Source organism: Methylobacterium brachiatum, from assembly GCF_020523825.1.
Classification (GTDB): Bacteria; Pseudomonadota; Alphaproteobacteria; order Rhizobiales; family Beijerinckiaceae; genus Methylobacterium; species Methylobacterium brachiatum.
The window spans coordinates 19079-33514 of the sequence record NZ_JAJALK010000002.1 but is presented as its reverse complement, the minus strand read 5'-3'; the positions used below and the strand labels follow the sequence as shown (position 1 = coordinate 33514).

11 protein-coding genes are annotated in these 14436 nt (G+C 72.5%); 7 read left to right on the top strand and 4 right to left on the bottom strand.

Annotated elements, in window-relative coordinates; all coding sequences use genetic code 11:
• The first annotated feature begins 4 nt into the window (after nucleotides 1–4).
• The 7 genes from LGR69_RS03850 to LGR69_RS03820 are packed head-to-tail and all read left to right on the top strand — an operon-like array spanning nucleotide 5 to nucleotide 10818.
• Nucleotides 5–1489, top strand: coding sequence for a CheR family methyltransferase (locus LGR69_RS03850; RefSeq protein ID WP_230365240.1), 1485 nt, complete (start codon nucleotides 5–7; stop codon nucleotides 1487–1489).
• Nucleotides 1489–2064: a chemotaxis protein CheW gene (locus LGR69_RS03845; protein ID WP_230365239.1), complete on the top strand. Its 576-nt coding sequence runs from the start codon at nucleotides 1489–1491 to the stop codon at nucleotides 2062–2064. Before LGR69_RS03850 ends, LGR69_RS03845 begins: the two co-directional genes overlap by 1 nt.
• A 49-nt stretch (nucleotides 2065–2113) precedes the next feature.
• Nucleotides 2114–3787 carry a methyl-accepting chemotaxis protein gene (locus LGR69_RS03840; RefSeq protein WP_230365238.1) on the top strand — a complete coding sequence of 558 codons (1674 nt, stop codon included), beginning with the start codon at nucleotides 2114–2116 and terminating at the stop codon, nucleotides 3785–3787.
• A 14-nt stretch (nucleotides 3788–3801) separates the two neighbouring features.
• Nucleotides 3802–6057 carry a hybrid sensor histidine kinase/response regulator gene (locus LGR69_RS03835; RefSeq protein ID WP_230365237.1) on the top strand — a complete coding sequence of 752 codons (2256 nt, stop codon included), beginning with the start codon at nucleotides 3802–3804 and terminating at the stop codon, nucleotides 6055–6057.
• On the top strand, nucleotides 6054–7133 hold the full coding sequence (gene cheB / locus LGR69_RS03830; RefSeq protein WP_230365236.1) for a chemotaxis-specific protein-glutamate methyltransferase CheB: 1080 nt from the start codon (nucleotides 6054–6056) through the stop codon (nucleotides 7131–7133). The genes LGR69_RS03835 and cheB overlap by 4 nt, the downstream gene beginning before the upstream one ends.
• Nucleotides 7130–8851: a response regulator gene (locus LGR69_RS03825; protein ID WP_091865357.1), complete on the top strand. Its 1722-nt coding sequence runs from the start codon at nucleotides 7130–7132 to the stop codon at nucleotides 8849–8851. Before cheB ends, LGR69_RS03825 begins: the two co-directional genes overlap by 4 nt.
• A complete protein-coding gene (locus LGR69_RS03820; protein ID WP_230365235.1) occupies nucleotides 8848–10818 on the top strand; it encodes a response regulator in 1971 nt (656 codons plus the stop codon). The genes LGR69_RS03825 and LGR69_RS03820 overlap by 4 nt, the downstream gene beginning before the upstream one ends.
• A 479-nt stretch (nucleotides 10819–11297) precedes the next feature.
• Here LGR69_RS03820 and rplQ read toward each other — a convergent pair whose 3' ends face one another.
• The 4 genes from rplQ to rpsK all read right to left on the bottom strand — a co-directional run bounded on the left by rplQ (nucleotide 11298) and on the right by rpsK (nucleotide 14319).
• Nucleotides 11298–11708 (bottom strand): 50S ribosomal protein L17, encoded by a 411-nt coding sequence (gene rplQ / locus LGR69_RS03815; protein ID WP_007557611.1) that lies wholly within the window; start codon nucleotides 11706–11708, stop codon nucleotides 11298–11300.
• 197 nt (nucleotides 11709–11905) lie between these two features.
• Nucleotides 11906–12925, bottom strand: a complete 1020-nt coding sequence (locus LGR69_RS03810; RefSeq protein ID WP_007557610.1) for a DNA-directed RNA polymerase subunit alpha — start codon at nucleotides 12923–12925, stop codon at nucleotides 11906–11908.
• 106 nt (nucleotides 12926–13031) lie between these two features.
• Complete coding sequence (locus LGR69_RS03805; protein WP_230365234.1) at nucleotides 13032–13904, bottom strand: MBL fold metallo-hydrolase; 873 nt, start codon at nucleotides 13902–13904, stop codon at nucleotides 13032–13034.
• Nucleotides 13905–13929: 25 nt separating this feature from the next.
• Entirely contained in the window at nucleotides 13930–14319 is a 390-nt protein-coding gene (rpsK, locus tag LGR69_RS03800; RefSeq protein ID WP_007557606.1) for a 30S ribosomal protein S11, read from the bottom strand.
• Nucleotides 14320–14436: the final 117 nt, after the last annotated feature.

Below are 14436 nucleotides of genomic sequence, written 5' to 3'. Positions count from 1 at the left end.
GGCGATGCCGCGCTTCGTTCCTTCCCGCCCCGATCCGGGTGGCGACCCGGCCTATGCCGCGCTGAAGGCGCGGATCATCGCGCGCACCGGCCATCATTATTACATCGACAAGGACGAGCTCCTGGCCGAGCGCCTGCACCGGCGCTTCCGGGCCACCGCGATCGCCGATTGCGCCGCCTACAGCGCCCTGCTGGCCGACCGGTCCCGGGGCGAGGCGGAATGGGCCAATCTCGAGGCCGAGATCACGGTCGGCGAGACCTTCTTCTTCCGCTACGCCGAGCAGTTCCAGGCCCTGCGCGAGACGATCCTGCCGGCGCTGATCGCGGCGCATCGCCACGACCGCACCCTGCGGATCTGGAGCGCGGGATGCTCGACCGGGGCCGAGCCCTATTCCCTGGCGATCCTGGTGCGCGAGGCCCTGGGCGATGCCCTGCCCGACTGGCGGATCGTGATCCTCGGCACCGATATCAGCGTCGAGGCGCTGGCGACCGCCCGGGCGGCCGAGTACGGGCGCTGGGCGCTCCGGACCATGCCGCCGGAGGACCGCCTGCGCTACTTCACGCGCCTGCCCCCCGCCCCCGGGATCCGGCGCGAGGGCGGCTTCGCCCTGCGGCCGGAATACCGCGCGCTGGTGCGGTTCGAGCGCGGCAACCTCCTGAGCCTGGTCGAGCCCAAGGTCCCGCCGGGCGAGGGCTTCGACCTGATCCTGTGCCGCAACGTGCTGATCTATTTCGAGGCCGAGACGGTGGCCGCGGTGGTGCGCGGCCTCGGTCGCCGCCTCCGGCCGGACGGCTGGATGCTGCTCGGCCATGCCGAGCCCAACCCGACCTTCTCCGGCTTCCTCGACCCGGTCAGCCTGCCCGGGACCGTCGCCTATCGGCGCCTGGCCGACGCGGTGCCGACGCTGGCGCCCCGGCCGGTCCCGCCGGCGCTCGAGCCGGCCTGGTCGGCGCCGCGCATTCACGAGGCGGACGAGCCGGACGAGCCCGTCGAGAGCGCGGTGGCGACGATCCTCGCCCCGCCACGGCCCGCTTTCCTGCCGAGCCTCGACCTGGGCGACGGCGAGACGCCGGCGGACGACCTCGCGCGCATCCGTGCGCTCGCCGATGCCGGGGAGACCGGCGCCGCCTGGCGGGTGCTGCGCGACGCCCTGGCGCGGGACCCGACCGATCCGGCCCTGCGCTTCTACGAGGGGCTTCTCGCCCGCACCCTCGGCCGGGACGTCGAGGCCGAGCGGGCCCTGCGGGCGGCGCTCTATCTCGACCGGGGCTTCGTGATGGCCCATTACCATCTCGGGCTGCTGCTGATCGCGCTCGGCCGCCCCGAGGCGGCGGCCCGCGCTCTCGACAACGCCATCGCGCTCAGCCAAGCCCTCGGGCCGAACACCCTCCTGCTCGAGGGCGACGGCGCCGCGGCGGGCGAGATCGCCGCCGGCGCGGCCGCGGCCCGCGCCGGGCTCGGTGCGGATGGCGGAACCGGGAGGCCCTGATGGACGCGCGCATAAGCGCACCGGAGCAGGCGACGAAGCCGAGAACCGCGCGGGACATCCGGGCCGAGCGCGCCGCGTCCCTGGCCCGGCGCAGCCAGGCCGCCGCGGGACCCGAGACCGGCATCGACCACCTCGTCTGCGCCTGCGGGACCGAGCGCTACGGGATTCCCCTCGCGGCGGTCGCGCACGTGCTGCCGATGCGCCCGTTCACGCCGATGCCCGGGGCGGTGCCGGCGCTGCTGGGCCTGATCGCCCTCTCGGGCCGGATCGTCGGCGTCCTCGGCCTCGCCCGGGCGCTCGGCCGGCCGGAAGCGCCGCCCGAGGCCGAGGGCGAGGCCGGGCATCTCGTGGTGCTGCGCGGCAGCCAGACCCAGCCCGTGGCGCTGGCGGTCGACCGGGTGCTGGGGATCGCCGCCGCGGCGGGACCGTCTGCCGCAGGGATGGCGGAGGCGGCCGACCCCGCCGGGTTGGGCAACGCCGCCGCTTCGGGCTATGCCCCCGCTTCGGCCGGCGGCGGCCGACCGGATTTCGTCGTCGTCGACCTGCCCCGCCTCCTGCGTCGCGTGCTGCCCTAACTGTTCAGGTCCGCGCCCCCGCGCCCCATCACCGGAGCCAGCCCCGACCGTGACGTTCTCGATCGGAAGACGCATCCTCCTCGGCTTCGTCGCCGTCACGGTGGTGATCGTGGCCCTGGGCTTCTACGCCCTCGAGCAGATCGGGGCGGTCCGCGACACGACCGACGCCATCGTCCGGCGCGACATGTCGGTGCTGCGCCAGCTCGACGACCTCGGCAACCAGGCCCGGGATCTCGGGCTCCTGCGCCGCAACGCCGTGATCGCGCTGCTGTCGCAGGCCCAGGGCCGCCCGGCGCGCACCGACGACAACGTGGCGGCGTGGCGCCGGACCGCGGCCCAGGTCGAGAGCGCGCTGGCCACCACGATGCAGCTCGCCGGCGAGTACCGGACGCTCTCGATCTCGGCCCAGCGCAACGCCGTCTGGGACCGGATCGCCGCGGCGGCGGCCGAGGTGCAGCGCTCGTTCCGGGATGTCCGGACCGCGAGCGAGGCGCAGTTCGCCGCCATCGCCCAGCAGGATGTGGCCGGAGTCGAGGCCCGCAACGACGAGATCAGCCGCCTGCAGGCGCCGTTCCTGGGCGGCATCACCAACCTGCGCACCCTGCTCGACGGCGGCATGGCCCTGGGGCAGCGCGCCGCCCACGAGGTCTACGAGCGCTCGCGCCTGTCGATCTACCTGACCCTCGCCGCGGCGGTCCTGCTGGCGATGCTGGTCACCTGGATGATCCGCCGCGCCGTGGTGCACCCGCTGGAGACCGTCATGGCCTTCGTCGAGCGGGTCGGCTCCGGCGACCTCTCGGGCAAGCTCGACATGCGCGGCGGCGACGAGATCGCGCGCCTGGGGCGCACGCTCGACGCGATGGTGGACGGCCTGTCCGATCTCGCCCGGACGAACCGCGCCGCCACCGCCGACCTCAACGCCGCCGCCGCCGAGATCCGTGCCTCGGCCCAGCAGCAGGCGGCCTCGGTGGAGGAGCAATTCGCCGCCGTCCAGGAGACCGCCGCCACGGTGGACGAGATCACCCATTCCGGCGCCCAGATCGGCAAGCGCGCCACCGAGGTGATCGCCACCGCCCAGGCCACCGCCCAGACCTCCCGCCAGGGTTTGCGCGCGGTCTCCGACACCGCCAAGGCGATGGACGCGATCCGCGAGCAGGCCGAGGCCGTGGCCGGCAACATCGTCAGCCTGTCGGAGAAGACCCAGACGATTGGCGACATCATCGAGACGGTCAACGACATCTCGGAGCGCACGCATCTTCTGGCGCTCAACGCCGCCATCGAGGCGGCCGCGGCCGGCGAGAGCGGGCGCAGCTTCGCGGTGGTGGCCTCGGAGATGAAGCTTCTGGCCGACCAGGCCAAGGCGGCCACGGGTCAGGTCCGGGGGATTTTGGGCGAGATCCAGCGGGGCATCAACACCTCGGTGATGCTCACCGAGGAGGCGGTGAAGCGGGCGGCGGCCGGCAAGACGCGCTCGGACACGACGCAGCGGACGATCGAGGAGATCACGGCGCGGGTCGAGGAGAACGTCCAGACCTTCCAGCAGATCGTGGCCTCGACCAACCAGCAGCAGCTCGGCATCGAGCAGGTGATGGGGGCGCTGCAGAACATCCGCCAGGCCAGCCAGCAGACGGCGGCCGGCACCCGCGAGGTCGAGGCGGCCTCGGCCAACCTCACCGAACTCGCCCAGGCCCTCATGGCCCTGGCCGAACGCTACCGGCATTGAGGGCGGGCGCCGTCTTGGCCGCCGATATCCGCCAACTCCTCCTCGCCGCCTTCGACGTCGAGCACCGCGAGCACGTCACGGCGATCCGGGCCGCGCTCGGGAGCGCGACCCCGGACTGGAACGACGTGTTCCGCCGCGCCCACAGCCTGAAGGGCGCCGCCCGGGCCGTCGACCTGCCCCCCGTGGAGGCGGTCGCCCACCGGCTGGAGACCCTGTTCGAGCGGGTCCGCACCGGCGCGCGCGCCCTCGACCGCGAGGCAGCCAACGCGGTCCACCTCGCCCTCGACCGGATCGAGACCTACGTCGCCGGCCTCCAGGACGGCGCCGGGCCGGACATGCCGGCCGACGCCCTGACGGCTTTAGGGCAATGCCTCGGCCTGCCCGGGGAGGCCCCGGGGGACGCCGCACCGCCGACTGCTCCGCCCCCCGAGGCGCCGCCCGCCTTCGCCGCGCCCACCCCCGCCGCGCCCACCCCCGCTGCGCCGACCCCCGCGCCGCCCCCCGAGCCCGCCGAATCCGGCGCCGCGATCCTGCGCGTGCCCGGTGAGGCCGTGGAGGCTCTGGCCCGGGCGAGCCACGACCTGACCAGCACCCTGGCGGCGCAGGCGCCCGCCGCCGAGGGTCTGGCGCGCCTCGCCCGGCTCGCCCGGGACATGCGCGTCGGCGCCGAGGCGCTGGCCGCGAAATCCGACGCGGAAGCCCCGGCGCTGCGGGCGCTGGCCGCCCGTCTCGGCGGCTTCGCCCGGGAGGCCGCCGAGCTGTCCCGCCGCCAGGCCGCGGCGACCAGCGCGATCGAGGGCGCGGCCTTCCGGGTCCGCACCGAGGCCGAGCGCCTCGCCCTGGTGCCGGCCGAGACCGTGCTCGGCCCCCTCGCCCGCTCGATCCGCGAGACCGCCCGGGAGCAGGGCCGCGACGTCGATCTCGACCTGCGCGGCCTCGACCTGCCGGTGGAGCGCGGCCTGCTCCAGGCCCTGAAGGACCCGCTGCTCCACGCCCTGCGCAACGCCCTCAGCCATGGCTGGCAAAGCCCGGAGATCCGCCGCGCCGCCGGCAAGCCCGAGGCCCTGCGGCTCGGGCTGGAGGTGGCCGTGCGCGGCTCGCGCCTGCAGGTCACCGTCGCGGATGACGGGCCGGGGCCGGACCTGGCCCGGATCGCTTCCACCGCCCGCGCCCGCGGCCTGCTCGCCCCCGGGGAGGCCGACGATCCCGAGACCCTGCTGCGCCTCGTCTTCGAGCCCGGCTTCTCCACCGCGGAGGCGGTCGATACCCTGTCGGGACGCGGCTACGGCCTGTCGGTCGCCGCCGACGCGGCCCGCCAGCTCCTCGGCAGCGTCCGCCTGGAGCCGCGCGAGCCCGCCGGCACCGCCCTGGTCTTCAGCCTGCCGCTCTCGGCGGCGCGGCGCAGCCTGCTGCTGGTCGAAGCGGGTGGCCGGACCTACGCCCTGCCGGGGGGCGCCGTGGAGCGCCTGTTGCGGCTCGACCGAGCCGCCTTGCCGGTGGCGATGGGCCGGACGATCCTGCGGGTCGGCGACGGCAAGGCGGCCACCAACCACCCGGTCACTGATCTCGCCGAGATCCTGGGCCAGGCGCCCGCCGCCCCGGATGCCGCCGGCCAGGATCCGGCGATCCTGATCGCGGTGCTGCTCCGGGCCGGCGGCGGCCGCCTGGCGCTGGGGGTCGAGCGCCTGCACGATGTCCGGGCGCTGCTGGTCCTGCCGGCGCCGTCCTTCGGGTCCGATCCGGACCTGATCGCCGGCACCGCGGTGCTGCCCGGCGACGTGCCGGTGCTGGTGCTCGACCCGGAGGGGCTCGCCGCGCGGGCGAGTGCGACATCTGCGGGCCTGTCGGCCGGAACGATGGCGCAGGCTCCACGTTCGACGACCTCACAGCGCGCCACCGCGCGGGCGACCATCCTGGTCGTCGACGATTCGATCACCACCCGGACCTTGGAGAAGGGCATCTTGGAAGCCGCCGGCTACCGCGTGGTCGTCTGCGTCGACGGTCAGGACGCCCTCGACCGGCTGCGCGCCGAGATCGAGCCCGTCGATCTGGTCCTCGCCGACGTGGAGATGCCGCGCCTGGACGGCTTCGGCCTGCTGAAGGCGCTGCGCGCCGACCCGCGCTTCGCCCGGCTGCCGACGATCCTGATGACCTCGCGCGGGGATGCCGCCGACGTCTCCCGGGGCCTCGACCTCGGCGCGGACGCCTACCTGACCAAGCAGAAATTCGACCAGCGCCATCTGCTCGACACGATCGGGCAACTGCTATGACGCCCGTGCGGGTGATGCTGGTCGAGGACAGCCTCGTCGTGCGCGAATTGCTGCGCTACATCGTCTCGCGCGATCCCCGGCTCGAACTGGTCGCCGCGGTGGCCTCCGGCGAGGAGGCGCTGGGCACCCTCCAGACGGTGCGGCCCGACGTGATCTCGATGGATATCCGCCTGCCCGGCATCGACGGTCTCGAGACCACGCGCCGGATCATGGCCGAGCAGCCCACCCCGATCGTCGTGATCGCCGATTCGGTGGAGGATTCCTCCCTGCGGATCTCGATGAACGCCCTGCGCGCCGGCGCCCTGTCGGTGGTCGAGAAGCCCGTGGCCACCACCCATGCCGGCTACGAGGCGGTGGCCGGCGAGATCTGCACCCAGCTGCGGATCATGGCCCAGGTCCCGGTGATCCGGCGGCGCCCGATCGGCACCGAATGGGCCGGCCGGAACAGCCTGGCCGCCTTCTCGGGATCCTTCGCGGCGCCGGCCGACCTGGCCGGGCAGGCCCCGAGCCTGCTGGCGATCGCGGCCTCCACGGGCGGCCCGCCGGCGCTCGCCCGGGTGATCGGCACACTGCCCAAGACCTTCCCGCTGCCGGTGCTCGTGGTCCAGCATATGGGCGCGGCCTTCATGGAGGGGTTCGCGAACTGGCTCGACAGCGTCGTGGCCCTGCCGGTCTCCCTGGCGCAGGACGGCGAGCGGGCCGAGCCCGGCCGCGTCTACGTGGCGCCCGGCGACCGCCATCTCGAGCTCGGATCGGGCCGCGTGCTGCGGGTGGTCGACACCGAGCCCGTCTCCGGCCAGCGCCCGGCCGCCACCGTGCTGTTCCGCTCCCTCGCCCGCCAGGCCGGCGCCGCGGGGATCGGCGTGCTGCTCACCGGCATGGGCGAGGACGGGGCCGTCGGGCTCGCCGACATGCACCGGGCCGGCGCCCAGACGGTCGCCGAGCACGAGAGCACCGCGGTGGTCTACGGCATGCCGGCCGCGGCGGTGCGGCTCGGCGCCGCCCGCACGATCCTGCCGCTGGACCGGATCGGCGACCACGTCCTGCGGCTCGCCGATCCCGGGGCGCGGCCGTGAGCCGGAGCGAGGCCGGCGCCCAGGATGGGCCCGCCCGGATCCTGCTGGTCGAGGATTCGGAGACGCAGGCCCTGGAGCTGCGCCTCCTCCTGGAGGCCCACGGCTTCGCGGTGGAGCGCTGCCCCTCGGCCGAGGCCGCCCTCGATCATCTCAACCGCACCCAGCCCGACCTCGTGGTGGCCGATTACCACCTGCCCGGCATGGACGGTGACGAGCTGATCCGGCAGATGCGCCTGTCCCTGCGCACCCGCGCCCTGCCGGTCCTGATGCTCACCGGCGGCGGCGGCGGCGAGCGGAAGGGCCTCGAGAGCGGCGCCGACGCCTACCTGCCGAAATCCGCCGACCGCGACCTGATGATCCTGCGCATCCGCGCCCTGCTGCGCGAGCGCCGGGCGTCGGGCGACGGCGAGGGGCCGGGCGCCGCCGCGTTCCGGCGCGGCCGGATCCTGGTGATCGACGGCAGCCTCACCTACCGGACCTTCCTGGCGGGCCTCCTCGGGCAGGAGGGCCACCACGTCGCCACCGCCGACGGGCCGGAGGCGGCGCTTAACGCCCTCGACGGGGTCGCCGAGGATGCGTTCGACTGCGTGACCGTCGACCTGCTCGGCCACGCCTATGACGGCCTGACCCTGTGCCGGGCGATCAGCCAGCGCCGCTCCGGCCAGGCGGCCGGCGCCGGCTTCCACCTCGTCGGCATCGCCGGCAGCGACCCGGCCAAGGATTTCCTGGTGGAGGCCTTCGCGGCCGGCGCCGACGACGTGGTCTCGAAGACCGATGCCGAGGTCCTGGCCTTGCGCGTGCGCGGCTTCGTCCGCCGGCGCCTGCTGGAGGAGGATGACCGCCGCATCGCCGGCCAGTTCGGCGAGCGCGAGCGGGCGGTGGAGCGGGCCCGCGCCGAGGCCGAGGCCTCCGAGGCGCGTGCCCGCCTCGCCGACGCCCTGGAGCGGGCCAACCGCGACCTCGCCGACGCCAACCGGCAGATCACCGAGGCCCAGGCCAAGCTGGTCCAGGCCGCCAAGATGGCTTCGCTGGGCGAGCTGGTCGCCGGCATCGCCCACGAGATCAACAACCCCCTGGCCTTCATCCTGGCGCACCAGGGCACGGTCGAGCGCCTGCTCAACGAGCTGCCGAACGCCGCCCCGGAGGCCGCCACCCGCGCCCTCGACAAGGCCCGCCAGCGGGTCGGCTCCATGCGGATGGGTCTGACCCGGATCCAGGATCTCGTGCTCAACCTGCGCAAGTTCTCCCGCCTCGACGAGGGCGAGCGGGCGCTGGTCAACGTGCCCGAGGCGATCGAGACCGTGCTGGCGCTGATCCAGCACAAGCTCGGCGACCGGATCGCCGTGGAGCGCAGCTTCGCCGGCCGGCCCGAGATCCACTGCACCCCGGCGCTGCTCAACCAGGTGGTGATGAACATCCTCGGCAACGCCGCCGACGCCATGCCGGAGGGTGGCATTATCCGGATCAACACCCTATCAACACCGGAGGTCGACGAGATTCGCATCAGCGATACTGGTCCTGGTATCCCGGAAGACCTGCGTGAGAAGATATTCGAGCCATTCTTCACAACAAAGCCGGTGGGTTCAGGCACCGGCCTGGGTCTTGCGATTGCCTACAGCGTCGTTCAGGCGCATAGCGGCTCGCTCACCGTGGAGGCGGCGCCGGACGGGGGAGCCTGCTTCGTGATCGGGATTCCGCGGCAGGCGGCCAGCGCATGAGTGAAGGCACGGTCGGACGAGCATTCCCCGCTGCAGTGGACACCGGTTCGGTGACAGAGACGCATTCGCACCACGCTCAGGAGGCCGGGTTCGATGGCCCCCGCGGGACCATCCTGGCCGTCGATGACGAGCCGGATATCCTGATCGCCCTGGAGGACCTGTTCGAGGATTCCTACCGGGTGCTGACCACCTCGAACCCGAACGAGGCGCTCGAGATCCTGCACGCCGAGCCCGACATCGCCGTGGTGCTGTCGGACCAGCGCATGCCCGGCCTCACCGGCGACGCGCTGCTGGCCGAGGCCCGCGCCTTCCACGACGCGCAGGCGATCCTGCTCACGGGCTATGCCGACATCACCGCGGTGATCGCCGCGCTCAACCGCGGCGGCATCGTCGGCTACGTCACCAAGCCCTGGGACGCGAGCCTGCTGCGCTCGACCGTCCGGCAGGCCTTCGAGCGCCACCGTTTGGGCCGGGACCTCGCCACCGAGCGGGCGCTGCTGCGCGGGCTGCTCGACCACGCCCAGGATGCGATCAGCTTCAAGGATGCGGACGGGCGGTTCGTGCGGCTCAACGCCCGCAAGGCGACCCTGCTCGGCCGGGACGTCTTCAGCTGCATCGGGCAGCGCGAGGGCGACCTGCTCGGCGCGAAGGGCGGCACCGTGGCCGAGGCCGATGCCGCCGCGATCCGCTCCGGCACGGTGGCCGAGAGCCTGACCAGCGAGGGCCCGACCGGCGCCGAGCTGTGGAGCCACGTCACCCGGGTGCCGATCCGCGACGCCGGCGGCGCGGTCAGCCACCTCGCGGTGATCGAGCGGGACGTGACCGAGCAGCGGACCCTGGAGGCGCGGCTGCGCCAATCCGACAAGATGCAGGCGCTCGGCACCCTGGCCGGCGGCATCGCGCACGATTTCAACAACCTTCTGACCGCGATCCTCGGCAGCCTGGAACTCGCCGCTCCCAAGGTCGCCGAGCAGCCCCGGGTGCAGCGCCTGATCGAGAACGCCCGCGGCGCGGCCGAGCGCGGCGCCTCCCTGACCAAGCGACTCCTGAGCTTCAGCCGCGCCCACGACCTCCAGGCGCGGGCCACTGACGTCAACGCCTTGATCGGCGGGATGAGCGACCTGTTCGGCCGCAGCCTCGGCGGCCTGGTCAGCGTCCGCACGGAGCTGACAGCCGGGCTGCCCGCCGTCCAGGTCGATCCGGACCAGCTCGAACTCGCGGTGCTCAACCTGTGCATCAACGCTCGGGACGCGATGCCCGACGGCGGCACCATCACGGTGGCGACGCGGCGCCTCGACATCGCGGGCGACCCGGAGATCGCCGACGGCTCCTATCTCGGCGTCAGCGTCTCCGACGAGGGCACCGGCATCCCGGACGAGATCCTGCGCCGGGTCTGCGAGCCGTTCTTCACCACCAAGGCGGTGGGCCAGGGCACCGGTCTCGGGCTCGCCATGGTGTTCGGCCTCGCCCAGCAATCGAAGGGTCGGCTCGCCATCGAGAGCGAGGTCGGCCGGGGCACCCGGGTCGAGCTCGCCCTCCCCTTCGCGGCCGAGGCGCCCCAGCAGCCGACGCGCGCGCCGGGCGATGTGCCGGTGGCGGCCCGGCCGGCGCGGATCCTGGTGGTCGACGACGACGCCCAGGTCCGGCACGTCACCGCCTCGTTCCTGGCGGGCTTCGGCCACGACGCCACCGAGGCCGGCGACGGCGAGGCCGCGCTGCGCTCCTTCGCGCCCGGGCGCTTCGACCTGATCGTCGCCGACCTCGCCATGCCGGGCATGAGCGGCATCGAGCTCGCCGCCGAGATCCGCGTCCGCGACCCCAGCCTGCCGGTGCTGATCCTCACCGGCCATGCCGAGGCGATGCAGATCCCGGACGACCTCCCGGTGCTGACCAAGCCGTTCCGCTCCGCCGACCTGGCGAGCCGGGTCTCGGAGCTGCTGGACGGGGCGGGCTCGGGGCGCGGTTGATCCAAACCGTCATTGCTTCGCTGCGCTCAATGACGGGATTGGATGCGCCAAGTGCAGGGGCCGAAACACCGGGGCATGCAGCGCCGATGCACGTCCCCCTGACTTGCATGGGAACCACACCGTTGCCGGCTCATTGACCCCCCACGGAGCCGGTGCGCTCCGGGTTACGAACTGGAGGTGAACCATGAGCAATCACGGTATCTTCCCAGGCAGGCGGCGTGATGCCGACCCGGATCAGGACGATCCGCCCAACAGGAATCAGCAGGGATAGGGGTTTCGGACCCGCGGCGCGGTCGAGTTCCCGGTCAGGCCGACACTGACCGCCAGGGCGAGCTCCCGCGACGGACCGAAACGTGGACCCTGCTTCAGGCCCGCCGGCGCAAGCCGGCGGGTTCTTTTTTGGGCCGCGCCCGCGCACGAAAAAGCCGCCCCGGACGATCCGGGGCGGCTCTTTTGGGTTCGGTCGGTGGAGCGTTGGCTCAGGCCGCCTCGGCGACCTCGACCTGGCCGGAATCCTTGCCGCGGGCCTCGACGTCGCGATCGACGAACTCGATCACGGCCAGCGGGGCGTTGTCGCCCTTGCGGAAGCCGGCCTTCATGATGCGGAGGTAGCCGCCCGGACGACCCTGGTAGCGCGGGCCGATCACGGCGAAGAGCTTCTTGACCATGTCAGCATCGCGCAGCTGCGCCATGGCGAGACGGCGGGTGTGGACGCTGTCGATGCGGCCGAGGGTGACGAGCTTCTCGACCACGGGACGCAGGTCCTTGGCCTTCGGCAGGGTGGTGACGATCTGCTCGTGCTTCAGCAGGGCGACCGACATGTTGGCGAACATCGCCTTGCGGTGCTCGGCGGTGCGGTTGAAGCGGCGGCCGCGATAACCGTGACGCATGGATCTGGCTTCCTTCTCTTCACGGCCGCCGTGCCACGGTACGGCCGGGCGCCCCAACAGCGGGGCCATTCATTCCGCATAACCCCGCGGCGGGAACTGTTGGGACTTCGCGTCGTGCCTGCGAAGTCCCGGATCTGGATCGGCCAAGCAGACGGCGCCGATCAGCGCCGCCAAGTCCGGCCCGAGGCGGCTTCGCCTCAGTAATGCTCTTCGAAGCGCTTGGCGAGATCTTCGATGTTCTCCGGCGGCCAGCCGGGGATGTCCATGCCGAGGTGCAGGCCCATGCCGGCCAGCACTTCCTTGATCTCGTTGAGCGACTTGCGGCCGAAGTTCGGGGTCCGCAGCATCTCGCCCTCGGACTTCTGGATCAGGTCGCCGATATAGACGATGTTGTCGTTCTTCAGGCAGTTCGCCGAGCGGACCGACAGCTCCAGCTCGTCGACCTTCTTGAGCAGCGCCGGGTTGAAGGGCAGCTGCGGCGCGAGCGGCGCGGCCTCTTCCTTGCGCGGATCCTCGAAGTTCACGAAGACCTGCAGCTGGTCCTGGATGATCCGCGCCGCGTAGGCGAGCGCGTCCTCCGGGCCCACGGCGCCGTTGGTCTCGATGGTCATCGTCAGCTTGTCCTTGTCGAGATCCTGGCCCTCACGGGTGGTCTCGACGCGGTAGCTGACCTTGGTCACCGGGGAGAACAGGGAGTCCACCGGGATCAGGCCGATCGGCGCGTCCTCGGGGCGGTTGCGCTCTGCCGGGACGTAGCCCTTGCCGGTGGCGACCGTGAACTCCATGCGGATCTCGGCGCCGTCGTCCAGGGTGCAGATCACCAGCTCCGGATTCAGGATCTGGATGTCGCCGACCGTGCCGATGTCGCCCGCCGTGACGGTCCCCGGGCCGGTCTTGCGCAGGGTCATGCGCTTGGGCGCATCGGTCTGCGACCGGATCGCGATGGTCTTGATGTTCAGGACGATGTCGGTGACGTCCTCGCGGACGCCCGGGATCGAGGAGAACTCGTGCAGCACGCCGTCGATCTGCACCGAGGTCACGGCCGCGCCCTGGAGCGAGGACAGGAGCACGCGGCGCAGGGCGTTGCCGAGCGTGGTGCCGAAGCCGCGCTCGAGCGGCTCGGCCACGACGGTGGCGACCCGCTTCGGGTCGTCGCCGGTCGAGACCTGCAGCTTGTTCGGCTTGATCAGTTCCTGCCAGTTCTTCTGAATGACCACGATCCTACCTCTCGTCCATGCCCGGGACCCGCGACACCCGTTCCCGCGCTTCGGCCGTCCGGCGCCGCCCCCTGGCGCCCCGAACGGTCCCTGAATGCAAAGTCTGTTATTCGCCGCCCACCCACAGGGCCGGCACGAAGCGGTAGCCCGCCCCGTCCCGGTCCACGTAGCCGAGCGCCGGGAATTCCAGGTGCGCGCCCGCGATGAAGCTCCGCTCGCGCGCCACCTCGTCCATGATGGCCTTGCGCGTCGCCCGCGCCTGGTCGCCATCGACGTCGAAACCGACACCCGCCTCCGGGTTCTTGAACTGGATCGCGGGCAGGTGCACCACATCCGTCCACATGAGCAGCGACTGTCCACCGGAGACGATGCGGAAGCCGCAATGCCCCGGCGTATGGCCCGGCAGGTGGACCGCCGTGATGCCCGGCAGGACCTCGCCGCCGCGATGCTCGCGCATCCGCTTGGCGTAGGGCGCCACCGCCTTGCGGGCGCCCTCGAAATACGGCTTGGCCTCGTCCGGCGCCCGCGAGAGCGCGTCGTCCGGCAGCCAGTGGGCCGCCTCGTCGGCGTGGACCACGATCTCGGCGTTCGGGAACCGGGCCGCCCCGTTCGTCACCAGCCCGCCGACATGGTCGGGATGCAGGTGCGTGACCAGGACGGTCTCGATCTCCTCCGGCTTGACGCCGGTGAGCGCCAGCGCCGTGCTGAACCGCCCCAGGGTCTCCACCGGGGCGAAATCGCCGTATCCGGAATCGATCAGCACCGGCTTGCGGCCGGCGCCGGTGATCAGGAAGGCGTTCAGCGTGATCTTGGGCTGCTCGGTGCGGAAGCCCGCGACCTGCAGCTTGCCGGCTTCGTCCTTCGGGATTCCCGTGACGAGATCGAGGCTGGCCTGAAACCAGCCGTCGTTGAGCGCGGTGACCGTGAGGTCGCCGAGGTTCCAACGCAGCACGCCCGGAAGCGGCTTCGATCCCGTCATGAGCTTCTCCGTCAAACCGGTTGGTTCAGACCCGACGACGCTTGCGCGGACGGCAACCGTTGTGCGGGATCGAGGTCACGTCGCGGATCGAGGTGACCGTGAAGCCCGCGGCCTGGAGGGCGCGCAGGGCCGACTCACGACCCGAACCCGGGCCGGAGACCTCGACCTCGAGGGTGCGCATGCCGTGCTCGGACGCCTTGCGGGCGGCGTCCTCGGCGGCAACCTGGGCGGCGTACGGGGTCGACTTGCGCGAGCCCTTGAAGCCCATGGCGCCGGCGGACGACCACGAGATCGTGTTGCCCTGCGCGTCCGTGATGGTGATCATCGTGTTGTTGAACGAGGCGTTCACATGGGCGACGCCCGACACGATGTTCTTGCGTTCGCGGCGGCGGACGCGTTGGGGTTCCTTGGCCATTCGGGTCTCACTCTTCCTTCAAGCGCGCCCGTAATTCCAGGCGCTCGGGATTCTTTTGGGACTTGGCCGGCGCGCCCGTGCGGGGCGGTCGAGCCAGCGACGGGATCCTTGCGGGAC